We start from the raw sequence: 19,286 nt of genomic DNA on the forward strand, positions 1-19,286 counted from the left end.
TTAATGGGGCATTGAACCCCATTAATTTACCGCCAAGAAGCCTCACACCATAATTTTAATTTGGTGTGAGATGAATTGGCGGGTCAGCTAAAATGCGATCGCACTACCAGTTACAGTTAGGACGTTTTAAGAGCGATCGTGCAAGCTAAAGCGATCGCTCTCATCTACCTAATCTCAGAGCATAGTGCTATACCAGTTAATAGTTTGTCATTATTCCCAATCCCCAATCCCCAATCCCCAATCCCCAATCCCCAAAATTAAGGAAGGGCTGGCGCACTCACTGCGGGAGTTTTACTCATTGTTCCTGAAAAAACCATACCCCGTTGAGCATCAATAGTCACAATTGAACCTTCGCGAATAATATTAGTAGCATTGTTGAAACCCACAATTACTGGAAGCCCCAGACGCAAACCAATGACAGCCGCATGGCTAGTTAAACTATCTTCTTCGGTAATAATACCAGCCGCTTTGCGGATAACATCAACATAAGCTGCATCTGTAGAAGGAGCAACTAAAATTTCGCCGTGGCTGAAATTGCCAATTTCCGAGGCATTGTAAACCACCCTAGCACGACCGCTAACGATCGTTTGACCGATACCAATACCTTTACCAAGCACGGCGGTAACTACTTCTACTTTAATTAGATCGGTGGAACCTGCGACTCCTTGCAGAGTACCTGCGGTCATAACAACTAAATCGCCTTCGGCAACTAAATCTTTTTCTTGGGCGACATTAATCGCAGCTTGGAAAGTTTGACCCGTACTAGGCAAATCTAATACGAGGAGAGGTTTAACTCCCCAAACCAGTTGCAGTTGTCTCGCTACATCAACGTGGGGAGTAACAGCTAAAATTGGGTTACGAGGACGAAACTTAGAAACATTACGAGCAGTTGCGCCCGTTTTCGTCAAAGTCATGATTGCTGATGCTTCTAATTGTTGAGCAATATGACTGACTGCGGCTGAGATGGCGTTAGGAATGGATTTAGTAGGGTTAGATTTAAGTTGAGGGCTTTCTAATTCCTGTTCGATGCAAGTAGCGATTTGCGCCATTGTCCGCACTGCTTCCACTGGATACTTACCGACAGCAGTTTCGTTGGAAAGCATGACTGCATCAGTACCATCAAGAATCGCATTAGCCACATCAGAAACTTCGGCACGAGTTGGTCGCGGATTATTGACCATGCTATCTAACATCTGGGTAGCAGTAATTACAGGGATACCGAGTTGGTTAGCTGTTGCAATCAGTCGCTTTTGCAAAATTGGCACTTGTTCGGCTGGTAACTCTACCCCTAAATCTCCCCTAGCTACCATGACACCATCGCAGAGAGAGAGAATCGCATCCATTTGTTCGATCGCTTCGTGCTTTTCGATTTTAGCGATTACTGGTACGGCTTTTCCGGCACTAGCAATTAGTTCTTTAATTTCCAGTACATCTTGGGGTTGACAAACAAAACTAAGGGCGACCCAATCTACACCTTGGTCTAAACCAAAGGTTAAATCCCGTCTGTCTTTTGCGGTTAAAGCGGGGATGGATAAGGAGACATTGGGAAAATTTACACCTTTGTTGTTAGAAAGGGTGCCACCGACAATAACTTCACAGTGTAACTCTTGTTTGTCTCGGTCTACTTTCTGGACGAGCATCTCAACCTTGCCGTCGTCGAGGAGAATTTTCGCCCCTGCGGGAACTTCTTCAGCGAGGCGATCGTAACTAACATAACCCATTTCTTGGGTACAAGGTATCTGACGACTGGTGAGAATATATTTTGCTCCTTTTTCCAGATAAATCGAGCCATGCTCGTATTTACCTAAGCGAATCTTTGGACCTTGTAAATCTTGGAGAATTCCCACGGGTCGGTCTAAATAATATGCTGTTTGACGAATCAAACGAACACTGCGCTGGTGGTCTTCATGAGTTCCATGAGAAAAGTTTAATCGTAGTGTAGTTGCCCCTGCAAGGATCAAGTCGCGCAGTATTTCTGGTTTGAGGGTTGCAGGTCCTACAGTAGCAACAATTTTAGTTCGACGAGGAAAAGTTAGCGATCGCATATTAATTGAAGGTACTTTTGAGCAAGAAGATTTATGTCTGGGTAGCAAAGCCAAAGCCTATACAGTCAGCTTAACTTTATCATCGTACACAACCGGGGCGATCTTACGCGAGCAAACCCGGCGATCGCGGATTGAACATTTCCCCTTCTTGGCTTCGGCAGGGAACGCCACCCATCAGGCTCCTGCCTCCCCAAAAAAAACCCGTGCGGCTTATTGACCACACGAGTTTCATAACACATTTACTTGATTTTGTCAAGCTATATTCTCATCTTTCAATAGAGAGAACATCTCACTAACTAGACGACAGAGAAATCAGCCCCAAAGACCAAATCATCATAGGATTCATCTCCACCGCCTTGTTGATCTTCAAAACCAACCAGGTTATCTCCGAGGATACGAACATGATCCACATTACCTGGATTCGCTTCTGGGAAGGCAAAGTAAGCCGCATCTGTATCGCCATCTGCCAAAATATATGGCGCGTACAAGAAGCCACCTGCAAGTAGCGATACAATGTCATTTTCGCCAAACTGGACTCGGCTTTGAGCTAGCGCTGCATCCGCGTAACCCTCTTCACCAGGAGCAATTTCATTTCCAAAAGCATCAAGGACAGTTCCTTCTTCATCTTGAACGATGTACAAGCCACCTCGGTTTTCAAAACCAGAATCTTCTTCCACATCAAATACAGCCCGCACTTGCTGACCTGCAAAATCAGTTAAATTAAAGATTTCCTTGCGACCTTGGAAACGTGGTAAATCCGAAGTATCAGGATCTAATTGAGTACCGATTGGTGGTTCCTCAGTGCTAGTTTCCACAGTCAAGACCAAATCGCCATAGGGAGCATCGTCAGTGTTACCACCACCTTCTAAGTCTTCAAAAGAAATTTCAAAGCCACCACCTTGAACGCTCGAAATCTCCGCCTGCTCAAACTCGTTTGCACCAAAGACCGAGCTAAAGAAGACATTGGGAGGAGTTTCACCACTTGACAAAGCTTCGAGAACAGTTTCAGTCGTGCTATCTCCTACTAAATAGAAGACTAAATTCTGAGCACCGTTGAAGCCGCTAATAATGCGCTCCTGTTCTGTCAAACTCACTTGCGAATTCTTCGACAAAGCCGAGAAGAGTACCTGCGACTGAGTGAGAGCAGCTTCGAGATAACCAGCATCATCTGGTTGAATGCCATTAATTGCGCCATTCTCATCAGTTACAAACACGCCCACTTCGTTAACATTCGCAGCCTCACTCGATTCCAGCAGGAATTGCAACGTAACATTATCACTCGGATCGCCACCAATAGTAAAGATACCCTCATCTTCAGTTATTTCCACTGTTTGAGTCGGATCGTTATCTTGGATTGACAGCGTAGCGGTAGACTGATCGCCGATCGCTGCATTTTCAACTCCAGTTACAGAGAAGTTAACCGTCTCCACTGGCTCATCGATATTGTCATCGATAATCGGTACTGTCAGCGTCTTACTAGTTTCACCAGCCGCAAAGGTTACAGATTGTGGGAAGCCTGTCGCCGTGTAATCATCACCTGCGGTAGCAGTTCCACCCGTAATGCTTACCCGTACCGTCGAAGCTTCATTGAGGTCGCCACCACTGCGAGTTAAGATGACCACTTGGCTGTTACCAGCATTTTCATTAACCGAGTAGCTGCTTGCAGAGAACTCAATCGTGGGTTCCTCTCCAGTTGCATCATTATCTTCAACGAACAACGTAGCACTGCTGCGAGTACCAATGTCAGCATTGTTCAACGCCGTTACCGAGAAGTTAACTGTCTCAGTATTTTCAACTTCGTTGTCGTCAACAATATCCAAAGTTACTGTTTTGATAGTTTCACCAGCAGTAAATTGAACGGGAACCGGGTTAGGGTTAACGTTGTAATCTTCACCACTCTCAGCAGTTCCGTTGCTCACGTTAACTGACACTAAAGAAGTTGTATTTAGGTCGCCACCGCTACGAGTCAGGGTAACAACGTTGACCGTACCATCTTCTTCACCTACGGTATAGCTAGCTTGAGAGAACTGAATCGTTGGTTCACCTGCTTGTGAGTCGTCATCAAGAATTGACAGCGTAGCCGTATCTTGAGCGCCGATCGTCGCATTACTAACTCCCGCAACCGAGAAAGCTACCGTTTCGGTGTCTTCAACTAGCTCATCATCAATAATTGGTACTGTCACAGAAGCAGTAGTTTGACCAGCAGCAAACGTAACAGTTTGTGGGAACGAACTATTATTGAAATCGGTTCCTGGTGTTGCTGTTCCCCCAGCCAAGCTAACCTCTACCTGGGTAGTATTATTGAGAGTTTCCGCATCGCCACTGCGAACCAGAGTAACGACTGTCGAAACCACATCATCTTCAGTAACAGTATAGTTAGCTTGAGCGAACTGGACGATCGCCGGAGTTCCCGTATCATCATCGAGAATTTGTACAGTAGCGCTGTCTTGGGAACCGATCGCTGCACCAAACAGATCGGTGACAGAGAAAGTAATCTCTTCTGTCTCCTCAACTAAGTTATCTTGCAAAACTGGAACTGTAATCGTGCGGCTGGTTTGATCTGGTGCGAAACTGACTGTAAGCGGGAAGTTCACATCGCTGTAATCTTCTCCTGCTTCCGCATCTCCACCTGTGATACTCACTTGCACAAAGGAGAAGTCACTTAAATCTGCACCACTACGAGTCAGAGTTACCGCCGAAACGACTGTTCCATCTTCTTCTACTTGATAAACAGGTTGCGAGAATTGAACGATCGGTTCTCCCACATCCTCATCGTCATTAATTTGCACAGTAGCGCTACTTTGTTCGGGATCGATATCGCCATTTGTAGCCTCAACCAGTTGTAAATTAATGTCTTCGGGTCCTTCAATCTCTGTATCTTGGGTAATCGGGATCGTAATTTGAGCGCTGGTTTCACCCGCCGCAAAGCTAACGGTTACAGGGAAGCCAGTATCGTCAAAATCAGTTCCCGGTGTCGCATCTCCACCCGCAATACTCACTTGGACGGTTGATTCAACACCTGTATTACCTTCGCGAGTAATAGTAATAACATCGATCGCGCCATCTCCTTCCTCAACCTCATAAAAGGTTTCCGAGAAACGAATAATCGGATCGCTCTCATCATCGATAATTTGCAGCGTCGCCGCAGCTTCTTCACCAACGATCGCGTTATTTGCATTAATCAAGCCGAAGGTAACGCTTTCTGTCCCTTCTTCGAGACTGTCATTGACAATTGGAACCGTAATGCTAGTAACAGTTTCACCCGCCGCAAACACTGCTGTGAGAGGGAAACCAGTTGCGTCGTAATCTTCGCCTGCGGTTGCCGTTCCACCGGTGATGCTGACTTCAACTGAAGAGGCTGTCTCAATATTGCCTTCACGAGTTAAACTAACAACTGCCGAGAGGTCATCTTCAATTACCCGGTAGATTGTTTGTCCGAACTGAATCGCTGGGGCTGCACCTTCGTCATCATCTAGCACTGTCACCGTCGCTATTTCAGTTCCGACGACATCACCATTAAGCAAGTTATCGAGTTGCAGCACAATTGCTTCAGGATCTTCAGCGACGCGATCGTCAATCAGAGGAATCGCAACTGTTTTGCTGGTTTCTCCTGGCGCAAACCGCACCGTTAACGGGAAGATTTCCGTGTAATCTGTACCAGCCGCAGCCGTTGTTCCTTCGGGAACCACACTAATTTGGACAAACGAATCTTCATTCGGGTTGCCAATGCGAGTCAGGGTAACTAACGTGCTATCTTCACCCGCAGTACCATTTTCATTCAGCGTGTAAGTTGCTGAAGTAAACTCAATTTGCGGCGTTTGGTCATCAACAATTTGCAAAGTCGCAAACTGTGGTTCAGCGAGGTTTGCTCCCGCGACTGGTACTACTTGTAACTCGACAGTTTCGATTAATTCAGCTACATCATCGACAAAGACAGGAATTGAAATCGTTTGAACTGTTTCTCCGGCTTCAAAAGTAACGTTAATCGGGAAATCGCGGTTGTCAAAGTCAATCCCTTCGTCTGCACCTTCACCACCTGTAGCCGTTCCACCAACCAAACTAACTTGCGCGACAACTTCCGTATTTGTTTGACCAATCCGTTCGATTGTCACTAAGGTACTGCCTTCGAGAGGTACACCTTCTTCTGTCACCGAGAAAGTAACATCACCAAAGCGGACTGCGGAAGGATCGTTATCAATAATTGTCGCGGTAGCGCTACTTTCTTCTCCAACCACAACATTCGTACCATCGACAATATTGAAGATGATATCTTCGGCTGGCTCCGAATTTGGATCGTCAATGACATTAACTGTGAAGACTTGGGTAGCTTCCTCTTCAGCAAAAGTAACTGAAAGTGGAGTTGTATTCAGAGTGAAGTCAGTACCTAATTCTGCTTCTCCAGATACTTCGATATTTACTGTCGAAGTCTCGCTTAAGTCGCCTTCGCGAGTCACGCTAACGACGAAAGAACCAACACCTTCTTGGAAGTCACCTAAATTTACTTGAGAGAAAGTTACTGTCGGCGGATCGTTATCCAGTAAGCGAACTGTTGCCGAATCTGCTTGTTCGTCGATAATCTCAGCATTACCTTCTAGTCCTAAGAGAATTGTTTCTGGACCTTCGGATAGTTCGTCCTCAAACGCTTGAATTGAAACTGTTTTGCTAGTTTCTCCGGGAGCAAATGTTAGCGAGATGGGGAAGGGAGTGTTGTTAAAATCTGCACCTTCTACCGGATCTCCAAAAGGATCTAAAGTTCCTCCGGTTGCTGTACCGCCGTTAATTACTACCTGGACAACATCCTCTACACCCGGGAAACCTGTCCGAGTTATCGTTACTTGTCCTCCGGCTAAACTTCCATCCTCATTAATTTCGTAAACTGGTTCAGCAAAGGCGATCCGCCGTTCGTTCGTGTCGTAGATCAGAACAGTTGCGTCATTAGTCGGTCCGATCTGGGTTTCTTCGCTGAACAGTTCCAGGGTGAGATTTTCGATCCCTTCGTCTTCCTCGTCATTGACAATACCCAGGTCAATGGTTTGGCTAGTTTCTCCGGGAGCAAACGTGACGAAAATCGGCGGTTCGGTGGTGAAATCGTTATCCTCAAGACGTGCTGTACCTCCAGTAATACTGATTTGCACTACCGAAGTCACTTCGTCAACATCAGCACCAAACCTGGTGAGGGTAATTTCAGTTTCCTCTCCCACAGAGACAACTTGTTCTTCGCTGAGTCGGTAGATTGGTTGAGCAAACTGTACGGTTGCTGGATCGTCGTCAGCAATAATTACAGTAGCTGTGTCATCTTGTCCTTCTACCACACGAGTCGTCGCATTGTTTGCGGGAGTAATCCGTAAGCGAATTTCTTCGTTTGGTTCGCCGAATTCATCGTTAATCAAAGGCAGATTAACTTGTTGAATCGCTTCTCCGGCGGCAAAGTCTACCCGAATCGGGAACAAGTTTGTCGAGTAATCTTGACCTGCTTGAGCAGTAGTTCCTTCGGGAATCACTTCGACGAACACTGAGGATGGAGTCAAGTTGATCGCATCTCCAATACGTCGCAGGAAGATTACTTCGCCCGTACCATCTTCGTTAACTTCGTAAATCGGCGGTGCGTCGGGCAATAAGCTGGAGTCGAGGAATTCAACAATTGGTGCGTCATTGTCCAGAATTTCCAGGGTAGCGCGGTTAACTTCACCAATTTCTGCATTTTCGCCTGGATTGCCCAGTCGGAAGATCACAGTTTCCGTTGGCTCAAAGCGAGCATCTTCAAAAACTGGTACTGTTACCGTGGTGATTGTCTCTCCTGGGTTAAAGAAGATAGTTAGCGGGAAGTCACTGTTATTGTAATCGGTTTCGCTAACATTCGTCGGACCACCTGTGGCTGTACCGCCGACGATACTCAAATCTACTGTTGCACCAAAGTTAGTGTTACCTGTGCGAATGAGGGTGACTAACTGGCTACCTTCTGGAATTGTGCCATCTTCACCTACTTGGAAGGGATCTTCTTGGGCGAATTCGATCGTGGAAAGGGCAGCTTCACCTTCGTTGTCAATAATTTCCAGGGTAGCTGCATCTTGAACCCCGATCTCAGCATTGAATACAGGAGCGATCGTTAGCCCAATTAATTCCGGATCTTCCTCAACATCATCGTCGATAATCGGGACTGTGAACGTTGCTGTGGTTTGTCCCACCTCAAATCCTACTGTGAGGGGGAAGTTAGTGTTGGAGAAATCTTGTCCTGCTACAGCCGTAATGCCATTAACATTGACTTGAACGGCGGAGAATTCATTGGCGTTACTGCGTGTCAGGGTAATCGCTGCACCAATTGGACGTCCATCTTCAAATACTTGATAGCTGTCGCGATCGAATTGAATTGTTGGGGTTGGTGCATCTTCGTCGTCTTGAATCGTCAGCGTGAAGAAATCGTTTTCACCAATTACTGTATTCTCGCCAACGTTAATTAGCTGGAAGGCTACGGTTTCCGGTCCTTCGACGATCTCGTCATCTAGTACCTGGAATGTCACTGGCGCACTGATGGTTTCTCCTGGTGCAAAGCTAACCGTAACTGGGAAGGCGCTATCGTCGAAATCTACACCTGGTTCGGCTTCGCTACCTTCAACAATACCTACTTGTACTTCTGCACCTGCACCGAGGTTAGCATCGTCGCGGATGACACTGAGGGTTGCAACGGTTCCTCCTTCAGCTTCAGCTACAGTTCCGGCTGTGACACTGAATTGAACGGTGGAGAAGCTATCATCGTCGAGGATCGACAAGGTAGCGTTATCTAGTTCTGAATTCAGTTGACCGTTGGTAAGTGTACCTAATTGGAATTCGACGGTTTCTGTGGATTCTTCTAGTGCGTCGTTGACAATGGGAATCGTAATTGTCTGACTGGTTTCTCCGACTGCAAAGCTAACCGTCACTGGGAAGTTAGTATCGTCGAAATCGTCACCTGGTGTTGCATCTCCGCCGCCGATGCTAACTTCCACAGTGGATTCGGCTGTAGTATCGCCGAGACGCTCAACGGTAATTACCGCATCGCTGCCACTTTCGTTAACTTGGTAGTCAACTTGAGAGAACTGAATAATCGGTTCTGCTTCGTTGTCAATGATTTGCAGTGTTGAGGTTGCTAATTCACCGATACTCGCGTTTTGGACAGGCGATACTTGGAAGGTAATATCTTCGATCGCTGCATCATCTAGATCCAAATCCCCGAAGATTGGTACTGTAACCGTGGCACTTGTTTCTCCTGCTGCAAAGCTTACTTGCAGTCCCGAAGGTAGGAAATTAGTATCGTCAAAGTCATCACCTGGGGTAGCCGTTCCACCTGTAAGGCTGACGTTGACAACACTGGGGATATCGGTATTCGCGCCGTCTCGTGTGAGAGTTACTACAACCGAATCTACAAAATCTTCTTCGTCACCTTCGACTACTTGGTAAACAGCTTGGGAGAACTCCACATCTGGGGCTTCGATATCATCCAAGATGTTAATTGTCGCAGTTTCTTCTCCCTCAGCTACAGCCGCATTAGACAAAGCTTCTAAGGTAGCAATAATCGTTTCTGTACCTTCGTTATCCAGGTCATCTTGGAAGATGGGAATTGTTACTTGAACTGTTTGCGTGGTTGCGGTCGCATTTGCTGCAAATAAGATAATCCGAGGGAAGACGTTATTATCAAAATCTACTCCCGGAGTCGCTGGGTTGTCCCCTCCCTCAGTGAGACTTAGTTCTACAAAGGAGGTTTCATTGAGGTCTTCACCTTCCCGTACTAAGGTAATAACTCGCGAACCAGTACCATCTTCATTGATGATAAATACGTCTTCTTGGAAACGAACTTGAGGTACTTCGCCTTCATTATCGAGAATAGTCAGGGTTGCTGTTGCGTTGTCGATGACCGTCGCATTGTCAACCGGAAGAATGGTAAACTCGACTGTTTCGTCAGGAATTTCGACAATCTCGTCATCAATAATCGGTACGATCACACTAGCAGTTTCTGCACCAGCAGCGAAGGTAACTTGAATTGGCGATAAATCTAAGAAGTCGAGTTCTCCATCAGGTGCGTTTGCTGTACCGCCAATGACGCTAACTTGAACTGTAGTCGGGTTGTTGTAGTTACCGAAGCGTTGCAGGATTAACTGGGCTGCGGCTGCACCTTCGCTGACTTCAAAGTCTTGTTCTAAGAAACTAACTTGCGGTTGTTCGTCATCGAGGATTACGAAGGTAGAACTACTAATATCGCCAGGAGAAGCATTCCCTAAGAAGCGATTAATCGTAAAGGCGATCGTTTCATTTTCTTCAATTTCGTCATCTGGCAGAACTGTAAAAGAGATTGTCTGCGTTGTTTCGTTAGGTGCAAAGGAAACCGAAATTGGCGAAGTACCAATCTCATAGTCTGAACCTTGCTCTGCTGTTCCTCCAATGACGCTAACTTCTACTTCTGAAGAATCGATAACGTTTCCTTCACGGGTTAGGGTTACGGTAACAACTTTTGGCAGATCGTCTTGGTCATTTGGTTCTTCTACCTGACCTTCATCGAGGTCATCTTCGAGTACCGCGAAGCTAACTGAAGCAAAATTAACTACCGGGTTTTCATCATCGATGATTTCTAAGGTAGCTATACCTTGCTCCGGAATCACATCGTCGTCACCTGCATCCAAGATGCTATAAACAACAATTTCTGTTCCTTCGCGGATATCGTCTTGGATAATTTCGATCGGTACTAAAGCTGTGGACGAACCTGCTGCAAAGGTTACGGAGATAGGATCTTGACTAGTAAAATCACTACCTTGTTCTGCCAGTTCTGGGCTTGCTGGTAGTTGGTCGTTCAAAATTCCTACTGAAACAGTAGCTTCTTCACTAATGTCGCCAGTACGGAATAAAACTACGCCTTCGGTACCATTAATCGGTTGCCCATTTTCCCTGATCCGGTAGAGATCGGCACCAGGAAATGGTTCTTCCCCTAGCTCAGGTTCGATAAAGCCGATCGCTCCGGGATCGTCGTCGATAATTGTAATACTGGCACTGGTTTGAACTCCAAGATCGTTCGGTAGTCCACCAAGTGCTAAGTTAATTGTTTCCGTTCCCTCGGAAACGTTATCGTCAATGATGGGAACTGTAATTGTTTTGCTGCTTTCACCAGAGTTAAAAATAACGTCAACCGGAAAGACAGAAGTATAATCTGCTCCTGCTTCAGCACTTCCGCCAGTAACACTTACCGTTACTGTCGTTTGTTGACCGAAACCACCATTACGGACGAGAGTAACTGTAGCTGGACCTAAGTTTTCATCAACTGGGAAATTAACGTCAGCAAACTCTACAGCCGCATTTCCTTCGTCATCAAGAATGTTGAGAGTAGAATTTGTTTGGTCGCCAAGAGCAAAATCGAGGCTATTGAGATTAAAGTTGATAGTTTTTGTGCCATCAAGGACGGTATCGTTCAACAATTCAACAGGAACTGTTGCAACCGATTGACCTGCCGCAAAGGTAATATCAAACCTATTTTGCGCTGGTGCAGTGTAGTCAGTTCCCGCTATTGCTGTCCCCCCGGTAATACTTACCCTGACTGTACCAGAACCTTGAAGATCGCCTAAGCGGGTTATCGTAACTACGTTAGAAGTTGTGTCAGCTTCAATGTCTTGGAAAGTACCTAGGGAAAACTCGACTGCTGCTGCTTCATCATCAAGAACGGTTAAGGTAGCACTGTCTTGGGCGCTTGTACCTTGTTGACCAGCGAGGGTAAAGGTAATATCCTCTGTCGCTTCAGCAATGTCGTCATTAACAGCAGTAACAGTGAATGTAGTGCTAGTTTGCCCTGCGGGAATAGTAACGGTAGTGGGAAAGTCAACATCATCGGTGTTTTCACCACTAACACCAACCTCAACTACCGCGTCAGCTTGATCTGTTCCGCTCGTTCTGTTAATCGTGACAGCAAGTGTATTTCCTTCTGTGACATCACCTAGGTCGTTATTGGCAAATTCGACAACTGGGCTGAGACTGTCGATGATATTTACGACTCCACTAGGAGTATTTCCCAAAGAGTAGGTGAAATCAGGTTGAGTGTTTTCGTCGTCTGGTAAGAGAGTAAGTTCTACACCTTCGTCAACTTCAAAGTTGGCATCGTTTACAGGTGTAACGGTAATTGTTCCTGATGTCGCACCGGGAGCAATAGTTAAAGTTCCTTCACCTTGGTTGAAGTTGACGATCCCTTCACCAGCACTCAAGGTATAGTCGTCGGGGTCAATAGCATCACCACCAATGTTAAATCTTATTGTTAAGCCATCGGGAGGAGGAGCCGGGTTGTCTAGGGTAATCTGGAAACTTCCCGGAATCTGACCCTCTTCTTGGGCATCAACAATAGTACCGACGTTGACGCTAAATTGTTCGGCGATATCGTTGTCGATGACTGTAGCCGTAACGGTGTTGGTTACTTCCCCATCGACAACGATTAAATCGTTGAAAGGAGCGCTAGCCGTGTGGGTAATGAGTGTTTTTTGCGCTCCTTCAACATCCTCATCGTCAACTGCATCGACAAATACAGTTTGTGCAGTAGTATCAGTGAAAGTTAGGACGATCGCTTCGCCTGCTTCTGCACCGTTAAGTGTAATTTCATCGTTGCTGGGACTGACTGTTACTGTAACTGGAGCAGTTGGAGCAGTGCTCAGTCTGACTGTGTAGCTATCATTGGTAGTGCCACCTTCAGCTACGACAGTGATTCCTGGGGTGATATCGTCGTCTTGCTCGATGATGACTCCAGGAGCATCATTGTCGATGATTGATATTGTTGCTGTGTCTGGAGTCCCTACAGTGTAATCATTACCTTGACTGTCCTCTTGTATATCTAGGAAAAGGGTTTCTGATTCGAGATCGTCGTCCTCAAATGTTCTGACAACTAGAGTTGCTGTGGTTTCTCCTGGTGCAATGGTAAATATTATCGTATTACTATCAACATTGGTAATTTGTCCGGTAATACCTGCACCCCCGGCAAAGTTGAAGTCATTTAAGTTACTCCCGGCACGTCTTTCTGCTGTTCCGCCAAAGTCAGCTTGAACTGCTAGTCCTAAGTCTGGGGCTGGTTCATTCAGACTAATAACAAATGTACCGTTGGTGATGCCACCTTCAAAAGCGTTGCTACTATCCGTAATCGTTACTATCGGAGCCATAGTTATATCAAAATTGGTATCGTCGGGTGTATTATTTGTAAATTCGGTATCACTGATTAAAACGATGCTACCAGTATCTGGGTCGCCACCTTCGTCAAAGATACCGCCACCTGTAGCAGCATCATTGTCTGTAAACGTACTACCGATAATTGTTGTGTTAGAGTCTTGTTTGTTAGCAATAGCACCTCCTTGATCGGCAGCAGTGTTATTACTAAAGGTGGTGTTCCTAATTGTGGTTGTACCGTCGGCAAAAGTGTGAATGGCTCCTCCGTCATCAGTTGCTTCGTTTCCGGTAATTAAGCTATCGTTGACTGTCAAGATGCCATTGTTGTTGTTGATTGCCGCACCATCTCCGGCTGTACCTGGTTCGTCTGGTCCGGCTAGTCCGTTCTGAAGAATTACGTTATTAAGCGTGAGGTTGCCGTTTCCCGAAGGATTTGCCGGAACGTCACCACCTTGAGGATTTGGTCCTGCGATGTAGAAAATGCGAAATGGGTCTGTTGCTGATGGCGATCTTTGAATAGTTGCGCCATTACCATTAATAGTAATGGGACTGGTTATAAATGGTAGTCCAGTTGCACCTAAAGCAAAGCCATTTGGTCCGTTAGGATTTCCTGCAAATGGTGCTGTTAGGTTATAGGTAGTTCCGGTTAAGTTAATTGTGTCTGCTTCTGAGTTAGCGTTTGCTTGTTGAATAGCAGTAATTAGCTCCGCTACCGTAGCAGCATTAAAAGTAGCTAAAATTCCTTCATAGGTTGCAATTACTTCTGGTGTAAATGCCAGAGATGATTCTATTTTCCCGGTAGTAAATTCTAGGTTCCAATTACCTCCTTTTTCCCTATTCCCGGTAGGTGTACTTGTTGCAGCTACTTGACTACTCGTTAGCTGACTCAACTGGTCAATAAAAGCTCTACCTTTCTCTGTTTCAGCTACGTTACAACCATAGATTAGTAAGGGCGCACCTGCGAGATTTTTGCCCCAACTTTTTATTTCTAAGGCGTAGTTGGCTAAGTTTTCTCTACTTAAATGACTGTTACCTAGCTGGATACTGCCTGGAAAACCATGACTAATTATGTGTAAACTCTTGACAAATTCCCCTTTTAATGCTTCAGTAATTTGCTGAATCCCGTCATGAGATTCATCCAGTAACAAGACTTTCGCACCACTATGTACTCCAGCCAGGAGTAAGTGATAATTTTCTACCCTGGTATCAATTACTACCAGCATTCCTGTACCGAGTTGGCAATTTTGTCTTTCCGGATTTAAGTCCCAACTTTTGTAAAGTTGAGGTAAAGCCCTAGGTGAATTTTGCGTAATCTTACCTGTTGGAGAATAATTTTGCTGTTGCGAGAGTAAAGTAATCATAAAGCTTACCAGATGAGGTTTTCTAACGCAGGAAGAGCGATTCCTACCGTTATGTTTGACGTTAATAGTTGAATTTTTCATCACTGTCGCTCTCCCTGAAGTTTCTACTGCGATCGCAAATAGGGCTTGGTAACTAGCACAGCGTCAATACCAATTTACCCATCGTAACTCCCTTGGCAGGAAAAGAGTCGCGATGGTGAGGTTAAGTACACAGCAAGTTTAGTCGGTTTCAATTTTAACCTCCTGTTAGGCTTTGTCAATGCGCCTTCGGTAGCACTTGCCAGCAAAATATTCCTTTGTAACTTTGTTTGTGTGAGGGATTTGACAATGGTTGTCTCAAAGGAGAAAACACTTACGCCAAATAGCAACGGTAGTTAACTAAATGTAAAGTTTGCTTATCCGAAGATAAACCTGGGAACATTATGCCCTATTTATGTGTGTTATCATCACTTTCTCCCAGGAAAATTTCGGAAATTTCTGTTTTCTTTTCCTTTCAGGAGAGCAATGAGTAATCTTATACTACATTCTTGTCAAGCTTTTGCCCTCGTTATTTACCTCTAAGGGTTTTTACTTAGATAGAAGACAGCCAAGCCTGAGAAACCCTCGGTTATTAGCGAAATTTCCTCGAAACGACTAAATCCTGACTACAGCAAAATAGCACTCGATTTTAACCGAGTTAAACTATCAGAGAGTGATTTGAATCACTGGCTAACTATTTATAATTGGCTTCACTCAGTTGAGCCTCGGTAAGATTAGCATTAGCTAAAGCTGCACCTATCAAATTAGCTTGATTCAAGTTAGCATGACTGAAGTTAGCTCGCTCCAAGTTCGCGCCCCGCAAATCTGAGTTAAACAAGTTAGTATAAGTTAGATTCGCGCCGACAAATTGGGCATTAACTAAGTTAGCGCTGTCTAAGTTAGCACCAAATAAGCCAGCATTGTTAAGATTTGCTTCCCGTAAATTCGCCCCAGACAAAAATGCACCGTTGAGGTTAGCATTGGTAAAGATTGCTCGGTGCAGATAGGCGTATTTAAGGATCGTACCTGTCAGATTAGCATTACTGAAGTTGGCAAGATTGGCTTTGGCGTTGGTTAAATCGGCTTCGCTCAAATTAGCACTTACTAAATTAGCTCGATTTAAACTAGCATTCTTCAAATTCGCCTTACTTAAATCGGCATTATTTAAATCAACTCCATTTAAGCTGGCTGTTGCTAAAATTGCTTCACTTAAATTGGCATTTTCTAACTTGGCTTCAGTTAAATTAGCATCAATTAAAACTGCTTGGCTTAAATCAGTTTCGCGCAAATTAGCCCCTGCTAAATTAGCATAATCTAAAGCTACCCGATGCAATTTTGCTTCGGAAAGATCGGCATTATTTAAACTAGCCACTTTTAAACTTGCTTGTTGCAAATTCGCTTCACTTAAGTTGGTTGCCGCAAAATTAGCGTTATTTGCTTTAACTTTCACTAAATCCGCCGTTGCTAAATTAGCATAACTAAAATTAGCTTCATTCAGATTAGCTTGATTCAATAAAACTCCTGTTAAATCTGCGGCAAATAAATTAGCCTTCTTTAAATTTGCCCTTGATAAATCAGTGGCTTTTTCTCCTTGTCTATTTAATTTTGCTTCTCTGAAATTTGCTTTTTCCAAGTTAGCAAAAGATAAGTTTGCTCCGCGTAATTCCGCAAAACTTAAGTCAGCCCCGACTAAGTTTGTTTCACTCAAATTCGCACTATCTAGTTTGGCTAAACGAAGATTTGCACCGCTTAAATCAAGATTACTTAGTTCGGCATTCCGTAAGTCGCAACGGTAGCAAGAATTGGTTGATAACAGTCTTTCTACATCTGATTGTTTCGCTGCTGTTGCAGGTAGGGCGAGAAAGAGAGTTGTTACACAGGTAGTAATTACAAGTTTGTGTTTCATTTTCGATCGCAGATTGACACAAATTGGGGCAAATAGTTGTTTGGTTTTATGGCTTGGTTTGCGATTTTAGAGGCTGCGGTTTGTGTTCGCGGGGGGTGAGTTTTTGGTAGTTGACTTTTTTTTAATCTTGACATATATTATTTATATAATGGAGTGGTTGCGTTGATTGATAACGGCAGATATTCCCATTATAAAGAACTCTATTTAAAAAATATCAGAAAATCGCTTTTTTGTCTAGTCCCCCAAAAAAAAATTTAGTTGTGCGGTAAAAAATTTTCATAATGACAGCCAAGTGGAGTTGTAAGTCTTGGGGAAAGAAATTTTCAGCGAGATTGTTTAGCTAACCAATAACCGCAAAGGATACCAACTAGACTAGCAGTCAAATCGAGCCAACTAAAAGTCCGATTGGGAGAGAATGACTGAACGAACTCTTCCACCACGGTAAAAATCCCAAACATTAAAGGCCATAGAGGTATTTTACAACCAAAAATAATTTTGTGTCGATGTTGAAGCAAGCATTGACCGAGATAGGTAGCAATTCCGTAGAGAATCAAATGTCCGAGGGTATCGTGATAGGGGATATCATTAAGCTGGGCGGGAAGATTTCCTGTATAAGCAGCGACAAAGATTGAAAGCAGAATCATACCATAGATAAAAGAGGCGATGGCTACGCCGACCTTGCGGTAAGTCCAGTTGTCATTAACTAATTTGCTATTGTGCTGTTTCATCGAGAAAAAGGGTAAATAAATGTCTCTCTGTGACTACTCATTGCTTGATGATAATTCCTGAATTGGGGTAGGTGGTTCAGTATTTGGTAATTGTTGACGAATTTCAGCCAAGAAAGATTCTTGTTGTTGCTTGAGTTGTGCAGTAATTTGGCTTAACTGAGTTTCATAAGTAGTTTGTAAAGACTGAATTGCTACTTGTAGCTGTTGGTTATTTTCAGTTAATTGATTTTGACAAGCTTGTTCGAGAGAAGTGAGACTATCTTGCAATATTTCCTGATATTGTGCTTGCAGTTTTTCCGGAGAAACAGAGGAATTAACTTGGTAAGCTGTTTGGAGAGATTCAAGAGTTTCTCGCATCCGCGACTCATAAGCTTTTTCTAGTTCGGAAACAGTTTTCACAGTTTGTTGAGAATAGTCCCGTTGTTGTTCTTCAATTCTTTGTTGCAATAACCAGTAAGTGATGCCAAAACCGATCCCAACACCAATGATAAAGGCGATAATGATGATAACTTCCATCAGGATAGCTCCTCCTAGGGTTATTTTTGCTAGAGAGTAACACGCGATCGCTACCAGATTTATATTATAAGTTTATCGTGAATATTTTAGTTTAATTTTTCTCTCCAGCCAAGGTGATAAGGGGGTGACTAAGAACTGGAAGTAATTTAATTAGTTGGTAGTGAGAACTAAAGTTCTCTAGAAAAAGCGAGAAAGATTCGATGACAAGCTGAGATTAATTTTCGCAGTTAGGAGGGAAGAATGAAATCTATGAGAATGAGAAAGCTTTGAGAAAAATTCATCAGGAAAATTTGTAGAGACTTTGCCGACAGCGACTCTAGACTAGACAGTTAAATATTTGGGGGAATTGTCTCCTATTACTAGAGAAGTGAAAATTTTAATTCCCTAGAAAAAGCGAGAAAGATTCGATGACAAGCTGAGATTAATTTTCGCAGTTAAGAGGGAAGAATGAAATCTATGAGAATGAGAAAGCTTTGAGAAAAATTCATCAGGAAAATTTGTAGAGACTTTGCCGACAGCGACTCTAGACTAGACAGTTAAATATTTGGGGGAATTGTCTCCTATTACTAGAGAAGTGAAAATTTTAATTCCCTAGAAAAAGCGAGAAAGATTCGATGACAAGCTGAGATTAATTTTCGCAGTTAGGAGGGAAAAATGAAATCTATGAGAATGAGAAAGCTTTGATGAAAAACTGAGAATAATCCTCTTAATTAGTAGTGAGAAAAACTTTGATGACAAACCAAGCGTAAATTAATCAGTTTGTAGAAGGTACTCGAATAGTGTTTGTAAATCTAGGTTAATCTAGAAAAGTGCTACAATGCTGACTATGAAGGGTAGAAACTTAGGTTTTGCTTCAAGCGGAGTTATAAACATCCACAGCAGGGCTTCTCTCAGAGTAGCACCGACTAGAAACAAAATAAATTTCTTAAGTTAGCGAGAATGTCTTAGTATTTACTACGAACGGGAAAATCATTAGGGAAATCATGGCGAAATTTTATCAAGAATTAACTCCAGAATTAACTGAATTTATCAAGAAACAAAAAATGTTTTTTACCGGAACCGCACCACGAGAAGGGAGGATTAATCTTTCTCCTAAAGGTATTGATACTTTTCGCTGTTTGGATAGCAAAACTGTTGCTTATCTAGATTTAACTGGAAGTGGCAATGAGACGGCGGCGCATATCTCAGAAAATGGACGACTGACGATTATGTTTTGCAGCTTTGACGCACAACCTTTAATTTTACGTTTGTATGGAGAGGGAAGAGTAATTCATCCTCGAAATGAAGAATGGTTGAGTTTGATTGAGTTGTTTCCTCAGTTGCCGGGAGAAAGACAAATAATTGCTTTACAAATTAATTCGGTACAAACTTCTTGCGGTTTTGGCGTACCGATATATGAGTTTCAGCAACAAAGAGAAACTTTAATTGCTTGGGCGGAAAATAAAGGTGAAAAGGGAATTAAAGAGTATCAAGAAGCGAAAAATCAAACTAGCATTGATGGTTTACCAACGAAATTGTTTGTAGAATAAGTAACCGCAGATGAAGGCGGATTTGT

The 19,286-nt window shown here is 43.8% G+C and carries 7 protein-coding genes; 2 read left to right on the forward strand and 5 right to left on the reverse strand.

All coding sequences use genetic code 11. The annotated features are described in order from the left end of the window. Nucleotides 1–257: 257 nt before the first annotated feature. The gene (gene pyk / locus G3T18_RS21725; RefSeq protein ID WP_224412690.1) at nucleotides 258–2,045 is read right to left on the reverse strand and encodes a pyruvate kinase; all 1,788 of its coding nucleotides are present in this window, start codon (nucleotides 2,043–2,045) and stop codon (nucleotides 258–260) included. On the opposite strand from pyk, the gene G3T18_RS21730 reads away from it, so the two are divergent. Further along, nucleotides 1,981–2,262: a hypothetical protein gene (locus G3T18_RS21730; protein ID WP_224412691.1), complete on the forward strand. Its 282-nt coding sequence runs from the start codon at nucleotides 1,981–1,983 to the stop codon at nucleotides 2,260–2,262. The two genes, pyk and G3T18_RS21730, sit on opposite strands and share 65 nt — an antisense overlap. Before the next feature lie 79 nt (nucleotides 2,263–2,341). On the opposite strand, the gene G3T18_RS21735 is transcribed toward G3T18_RS21730, so the two are convergent. From G3T18_RS21735 to G3T18_RS21750, 4 genes are all read right to left on the reverse strand, one after another. Next, a complete protein-coding gene (locus G3T18_RS21735) occupies nucleotides 2,342–14,644 on the reverse strand; it encodes a Calx-beta domain-containing protein (RefSeq protein WP_224412692.1) in 12,303 nt (4,100 codons plus the stop codon). Nucleotides 14,645–15,275: 631 nt separating this feature from the next. Beyond that, the gene (locus G3T18_RS21740; protein ID WP_224412693.1) at nucleotides 15,276–16,487 is read right to left on the reverse strand and encodes a pentapeptide repeat-containing protein; all 1,212 of its coding nucleotides are present in this window, start codon (nucleotides 16,485–16,487) and stop codon (nucleotides 15,276–15,278) included. Nucleotides 16,488–16,810: 323 nt separating this feature from the next. Next, nucleotides 16,811–17,215 (reverse strand): VanZ family protein, encoded by a 405-nt coding sequence (locus G3T18_RS21745; protein ID WP_224412694.1) that lies wholly within the window; start codon nucleotides 17,213–17,215, stop codon nucleotides 16,811–16,813. 33 nt (nucleotides 17,216–17,248) lie between these two features. Next, nucleotides 17,249–17,731, reverse strand: coding sequence for a hypothetical protein (locus G3T18_RS21750; RefSeq protein WP_224412695.1), 483 nt, complete (start codon nucleotides 17,729–17,731; stop codon nucleotides 17,249–17,251). Between the two features lie 983 nt (nucleotides 17,732–18,714). On the opposite strand from G3T18_RS21750, the gene G3T18_RS21755 reads away from it, so the two are divergent. Next, a complete protein-coding gene (locus G3T18_RS21755) occupies nucleotides 18,715–19,260 on the forward strand; it encodes a pyridoxamine 5'-phosphate oxidase family protein (RefSeq protein ID WP_224412696.1) in 546 nt (181 codons plus the stop codon). The last annotated feature ends 26 nt before the right edge of the window (nucleotides 19,261–19,286 follow it).

Origin of the sequence: Oscillatoria salina IIICB1 (genome assembly GCF_020144665.1) — a bacterium.
GTDB lineage: Bacteria > Cyanobacteriota > Cyanobacteriia > Cyanobacteriales > SIO1D9 > IIICB1.

Coding starts and splice junctions, on each gene's coding strand:
- pyk (WP_224412690.1), bottom strand. CDS start 2,045: ATGCGATCGCTAACTTTTCCTCGTCGAACTAAAATTGTTGCTACTGTA.
- G3T18_RS21735 (WP_224412692.1), bottom strand. CDS start 14,644: ATGAAAAATTCAACTATTAACGTCAAACATAACGGTAGGAATCGCTCT.
- G3T18_RS21745 (WP_224412694.1), bottom strand. CDS start 17,215: ATGAAACAGCACAATAGCAAATTAGTTAATGACAACTGGACTTACCGC.
- G3T18_RS21755 (WP_224412696.1), top strand. CDS start 18,715: ATGGCGAAATTTTATCAAGAATTAACTCCAGAATTAACTGAATTTATC.
- G3T18_RS21740 (WP_224412693.1), bottom strand. CDS start 16,487: ATGAAACACAAACTTGTAATTACTACCTGTGTAACAACTCTCTTTCTC.
- G3T18_RS21750 (WP_224412695.1), bottom strand. CDS start 17,731: ATGGAAGTTATCATCATTATCGCCTTTATCATTGGTGTTGGGATCGGT.